4 protein-coding genes are annotated in these 3,116 nt (G+C 42.3%); 1 reads left to right on the top strand and 3 read right to left on the bottom strand.

All coding sequences use genetic code 11. The features are described from left to right. Nucleotides 1–213: 213 nt before the first annotated feature. Nucleotides 214–684 carry a hypothetical protein gene (locus tag F6K20_RS14445; RefSeq protein WP_008187379.1) on the bottom strand — a complete coding sequence of 157 codons (471 nt, stop codon included), beginning with the start codon at nucleotides 682–684 and terminating at the stop codon, nucleotides 214–216. Between the two features lie 810 nt (nucleotides 685–1,494). Here F6K20_RS14445 and F6K20_RS14440 point away from each other — a divergent pair. Further along, nucleotides 1,495–2,082, top strand: a complete 588-nt coding sequence (locus tag F6K20_RS14440) for a hypothetical protein (protein WP_287295077.1) — start codon at nucleotides 1,495–1,497, stop codon at nucleotides 2,080–2,082. 401 nt (nucleotides 2,083–2,483) lie between these two features. Here F6K20_RS14440 and F6K20_RS14435 read toward each other — a convergent pair whose 3' ends face one another. Continuing rightward, a complete protein-coding gene (locus F6K20_RS14435) occupies nucleotides 2,484–2,687 on the bottom strand; it encodes a hypothetical protein (protein ID WP_287256700.1) in 204 nt (67 codons plus the stop codon). 239 nt (nucleotides 2,688–2,926) lie between these two features. Beyond that, a partial coding sequence (locus tag F6K20_RS14430) for a hypothetical protein (RefSeq protein WP_287295075.1) occupies nucleotides 2,927–3,116 on the bottom strand: 190 nt, incomplete at its 5' end.

Raw genomic sequence — 3,116 nt, 5'->3', positions numbered from 1 at the left:
CGATAACTGCAAACACAGCAGCAGCAACAATGATGATTGCTGATAAGGGAGGTGACATTTTGACCTGACGGGGTGACAAGGAGCATTCCGCGCCTTACTGGGTGAAGAATGAAGAATGCATAATGCAGAATGCAGAATGCAAAAAACTTCCAATTCTTAATTCTTAATTCTTAATTCTTCATTCCTTAAAGATGTCTTAGTGTAAGTCCTGAGTTATTTCTTTGTGATGCCCTGAATCTTGGAATACTCCTGAACCTTAGAGATGAACATTGTGCCGACATCCCCTTCACACTTGGACTCAGAAGTGTTGAAGTTGTAGACCACACTGATAGCATTGCGGTCCCTGGTTATCGCCCCCCAATTTTTAGCTATTGTGGTGTCCGGCTTTCCCTCAGGAGATATTTCCAATTCAATAAAGTTGTTAAACTTGCCTGACAATGTACCTTTGAAAAGTCGTTCAGGAGAACATTTTGTGTTGCCCACCACTGAGGTACCGAATACGTTATCCCCCTCTTGATTTATATACATCTCGATCACACCGTTATAGGTGGTAGCATTCAAACTAGTCCAAGTTCCTATCCACTCACCCTCGAGACTTCCTGGGTTTGAGACAGAAGCCTCCGCCGCGCTAACATTGGCGAAGAGCAGGAATATTGAAGCAACCAACATGATCACTATACGCATTATTATCTCCTTAATAGAAGGTTATGAAAGATCAGCTTACCTGTCAAAAGACCTAATATAACAACTATAGCATTATTGCCAACAATCTCGACTAAATTAACAAAACTTAATATTTTAAAAAAATCAAGGACATTGCTATTTAAGGTCACTTAAAATTAGTACTCATAACCTATAGCGCTTTCAAACTATTTGTCAATTCATAAATCATGGAAAAAGTCAAGAGGTAATAGTAGCAATAGAACCATATCTTTATAGTAAATTAAAAAAAATACTTTCTCAGTTTACATCTCAAATGAAAATACTATATAGCGTTTTCAAACTATCTATTTGTCAATTCATAAATTATCGAAAAAGTCAAGAGGCAATAGGCAAGAGCTCCAGAGTTTTTTCTTAAAATACAAGAAGACCTGATCGCTTTTAGCGGCTCCAAAGAAAGGAGCATCGCGAAGCGTGGCTCACGGCCTTTCAGTTTACATCTCAAATGAAAATGCTATAGCTGATAAGCAGGCACACAAAATTAATTGCACATTTTTTAAAATTCAAAGCCTTGCAGGGTAAGGGTCACAGAGATTTAGAGTAGGCAATTAATTCTGTGTAGGTGCTTAGCACCTCAAGTAGCGTGCGCGTAGCGCATAAGCTGACGGAGTGATTTCCCTACCGATAGTTCGGTAGTCAGCACGAAACAAAACAAATCTCCCAAAAGTCAATAGTCTTAAGTAAAGAGGCAAACACCAGCAATTGGTCTTGATACTGCTGGTAAGTTCTCTACCTTGGCCTATGGGTACACCTTCAACTAATCAAGGGAATCAGATGAAAAACTTGCGTGCAATCACTCCATCTTCTTATATTATTGCTGCCTGTGCATTAACCGGGATTGTATCCTTTAGTGCAGTAACTAGCCAAGCTGGTCAAATGAAGTTCTTACCATCAGGTAACTCTACCGCAAGCGCTCAGGTTGAATCAGTAGACAATCAAGACCTACTGGCAGCAGTACCGATTCCCAGCAGTGAATTACCACCAGCCCTAGAGAAGAATACCGTATTTCGTGCGATCGCAAGTGGTGGTTTCTTTGGTCAAACAGTTGAAACCCGTCTGCTCAACAATGGACAAGTGATTCAGCAGTACATAAGGATAAATGGGAATAGCACTCCCACTGAGATTGCTCGCATTTCCCGTCAAGATGTCAAAGGCTTTAAGAAGTTTCTCAACAAAGACGTAGACTTTAGTCAGTTTGATCAGCTCAGTTACCCTGCTCCTATTGGTGCTGCTGATTATATCAGTGTTACTCTGAGCAGCAATGCAGGTACTACACGTTATGCCGATATTGGTAGTAATCAGCTCCCGGAAGCTTTGCAGCAAGTGATTCAGAATTGGGAGACTATCGTGAGTAGTAAGTGAGGGGTCAGCCGTCAGCGGTCAGCCGTCAGCGGTCAGCTGTGGCACAGGCTTCCAGCCTGTGACCTAACTCCTCAAATAGCATGGAATAGGCTTCCAGCCTGTGACCTAACTCCTCAAGTGGCGTGGAATAGGCTTCCAGCCTGTGACCTAACTCCTCAAGTAGCGTGGAATAGGCTTCCAGCCTGTGATGTAACCCATAAGCTGAAAGCTGATTGCTGAAAGCTGATTGCTGAAAGCTGATTGCTGAAAGCTGATTGCTGAAAGCTGATTGCTGAAAGCTGATTGCTGAAAGCTGATTGCTGAAAGCTGATTGCTGAAAGCTGATTGCTGAAAGCTGATCGCTGAAAGCTGATTGCTGAAAGCTGATTGCTGAAAGCTGATTGCTGAAAGCTGATCGCTCCCTACTCCATCTCCTCAGAGTCTTCCTCTATATCCTGCCCAATATCAAATACAATAATAAATTTATCATCAGGCATTAGCCGTTTCAGAGCCTGCATGTGACCTTCCGCATCCGAGCGATTGCGGAAACGACCAACAACCACTCGTTGCATCTTGGGCAATAACCGAACTACCGCCCATGGATAGAGGCGCTGAGAGTACGTCATAATATTAAGTTATCTCCTTAACTGGGGGACGAGAGCCAGCCTGAGAGGGTGGAAAATCTGGGGCTGGCTCTTACCGTGGAACGTTTTAGCGCCCACGGTAATTTTATTATAGCATAAATAATCTTATATTATAACATATTTTGAAAAATTTTGTAACGAACAGGGAATAGGGAGCAGGGAGCAGGGAATAGGGAGTAGTGGAGTGGGGAAAAATCCTGTGTAATAAATTAATTAATGTGTTAGATAACTATGTATGATGCGACCTTAGAGCCGCTTCCGATTCCCAATTTCCTAACTATTCCGATATTGACGTAATCGCTAATAGTGGAAACCACAGCAGTTGACTTGCTACCCACCCTTTCCACGCTTAACACACTTTTATACCTATTACCTGCTCCCTGCTCCCTCACATGGCCAATTTTTATTTTT

It is taken from the genome of Moorena sp. SIO2C4, from assembly GCF_010672485.1.
GTDB classification, from domain to species: Bacteria; Cyanobacteriota; Cyanobacteriia; order Cyanobacteriales; family Coleofasciculaceae; genus Moorena; species Moorena producens.
The sequence above is the reverse complement of the archived record's forward strand: the minus strand, read 5'-3'. Positions and strand labels throughout refer to the sequence as shown.

What these genes read in the sequence shown, in the direction of transcription:
- F6K20_RS14445 (WP_008187379.1), bottom strand. Translation starts at nt 684, where the DNA reads ATGCGTATAGTGATCATGTTGGTTGCTTCAATATTCCTGCTCTTCGCC.
- F6K20_RS14435 (WP_287256700.1), bottom strand. Translation starts at nt 2,687, where the DNA reads ATGACGTACTCTCAGCGCCTCTATCCATGGGCGGTAGTTCGGTTATTG.
- F6K20_RS14440 (WP_287295077.1), top strand. Translation starts at nt 1,495, where the DNA reads ATGAAAAACTTGCGTGCAATCACTCCATCTTCTTATATTATTGCTGCC.